The sequence below is a fragment of the Amphibacillus indicireducens genome (assembly GCF_039539605.1).
Taxonomy (GTDB): Bacteria; Bacillota; Bacilli; order Bacillales; family Amphibacillaceae; genus Amphibacillus; species Amphibacillus indicireducens.
In genome coordinates this window covers 1-2,169 of record NZ_BAABDL010000155.1, presented here as the reverse complement: position 1 = coordinate 2,169, position 2,169 = coordinate 1, and the positions used below count along the sequence as shown (strand labels likewise).

At 36.7% G+C, this 2,169-nt stretch carries 2 protein-coding genes; both read left to right on the top strand.

Going from position 1 to position 2,169, the window contains the following annotated elements; translation table 11 throughout:
• Nucleotides 1–258: 258 nt before the first annotated feature.
• The gene (locus tag ABD814_RS12915; protein WP_344914067.1) at nt 259–1,062 is read left to right on the top strand and encodes an AAC(3) family N-acetyltransferase; all 804 of its coding nucleotides are present in this window, start codon (nt 259–261) and stop codon (nt 1,060–1,062) included.
• Nucleotides 1,063–1,130: 68 nt separating this feature from the next.
• Complete coding sequence (locus ABD814_RS12910) at nt 1,131–2,081, top strand: diacylglycerol/lipid kinase family protein (RefSeq protein ID WP_344914064.1); 951 nt, start codon at nt 1,131–1,133, stop codon at nt 2,079–2,081.
• The last annotated feature ends 88 nt before the right edge of the window (nt 2,082–2,169 follow it).

Below are 2,169 nucleotides of genomic sequence, written 5' to 3'. Positions count from 1 at the left end.
AACTTCAATCAGTGGGCTACTGATTGTTAGTTGAACCAATCGGGCCGCTACTGTCAGTTGATTCCCCACTAACAATTATTAGTTTTATTCGAATTTTGAATTGGGGATCTTACTGACAGTTGCACTGCGATAAACTTCAGAAGGCAACTTAAGTTCCGACTTGAGTTGTCTTTTTAATGAAAAAAGTCGCACCAGCTATTCAAGCTTAATTCATGTTATGATATAAACTATATTTAAAACGACAAAGTAGGGATTAAAATGAAAGAAATAGTCGATAAAACAAAAAAGTTAAATACAGTAAGTACCTTAATGGAAGATCTACGTTCTCTCGGTGTTAAAGAAGGTGCAACGATTCTTGTGCACTCGTCATTATCCTCGATCGGTTGGGTTAACGGTGGCTCAATGGCTGTTATTGAAGCATTAATTAATGTTGTCACAAATAAAGGAACACTTGTGATGCCAGCTCAAAGTGGAGAGTGGAGTGAACCGAGCAAATGGGGTAATCCAGCGGTTCCTGAGTCTTGGTGGGAGGAGATTCGCCAAACGATGCCAGCTTATGAAAAAGACAAGACACCGACATGGGGGATGGGGCTGATTCCTGAAGTTTTTCGTAACTATCCGAATGTAGATCGGAGTAATCATCCTTCATCTTCTTTTATTGCGTGGGGGAAAGACCGCGATCAGATCATTAATCAGCATTCGCTTGATTTTAGTCTAGGTGAACAGTCGCCATTAGCAAGACTTTATGATTTAGATGCTCAAGTTTTATTTATTGGTACGGATTATGGAGCAAATACTACTTTCCATCTTGGTGAATATCGAGCACCTGGTGCGGAAATTGTTAAAGAAGGAGCAGCAGTTTTAGAGAATGGTCAGCGGACTTGGCGAGTTTATCATGATATTGAGTTTGCCGAGGAAGAGTTTGTCCAAGTGGGCGTTTTTTTCGAGCAAGAATACCGAGTTCAAAAAGGGTTAATTGGCTTGGCTGAATCATGTTTATTTTCGATTAAAGAAGCAGTCGATTGTTCAGAAAAATATTTCACACAAAAAAGAGCAGAATAATTTAAGTTGACTAAAATTCATCAATTCCGCTTCTGTTAATTATAGTTTTAGAGAGTATGGTGACTAGAATGCAAGTTTATTTAATTGTGAATCCAAAGTCAGGTAAAGGGTTGCATGTTTTTAAACAATTTCAAGACAAATTGACAATTCCATATACAAGTTATTTCACTGAATACCCGCGACATGCGACTGAATTAACGAAACAAATTAAAGAATTTGATCCCGATGCGCTTGTGATTGTGGTTGGTGGTGATGGTACCATTAATGAAGTGATTCATGGTGCGGTAAATAGCGACCTAACAGTTGGCGTAATTAGTAGTGGATCAGGAAATGATTTTGCACGGCATTTTTATAGTTTTAAAACAGCTGCTGAGATTGAACGTTTTGTTCAAGAAAAGACAACGGATCGATCAGATGTTGGACAGCTTAAGATCGATCAAGAGCTAAAGTATTTTATCAATAATAGTGGACTAGGTTTTGATGCGCTCATTTGTGAACGGGTTAGTCGCTCGAAGTTAAAACGTTTATTAAATAAGTTGAATTTAGGGAAACTCATTTATGTCTATTATGTTTTACTTGAATTAAGTCGTTTTAAACCGTTTCAATTAAAAATTGACACAAAAGATGGTTCGCAAGTTTTTGAGGATGTATGGTTTGTTGCGGCTAGTAACCAGCCTTATTTTGGTGGTGGAATGAAAATATCTCCTCATTCCAATTCGGAAGATGGAAAACTAGAGTACACCATTATTCATCGATTGAAAAAATTACGTTTCCTAATGATTTTTTGGAAAGTATTTAAAGGCAATCATTTAACTTATACAGAGCATGTTGAACAATTTAATGGGAAATCACTACAAGTGGAGACGAAAAAGGCACTTTTTGGTCATATTGATGGAGAGTTTTTTGCTATTCCGTCAGAGCAAAGGCTATATTTTTCAGTTAGTGAGTTCCAACTCAAGCGTGTCACTGACAATCATTCAATCCAAGAAAACCATGTTGAACAAATCAAAGTCATTTAAATTAAAAGAGGCTATTAAATAGTGTACACTGAATAATATCTAAATGCCGTCCTCTTAACAGTTCTGTTGATTTTTTGATATACTAAGT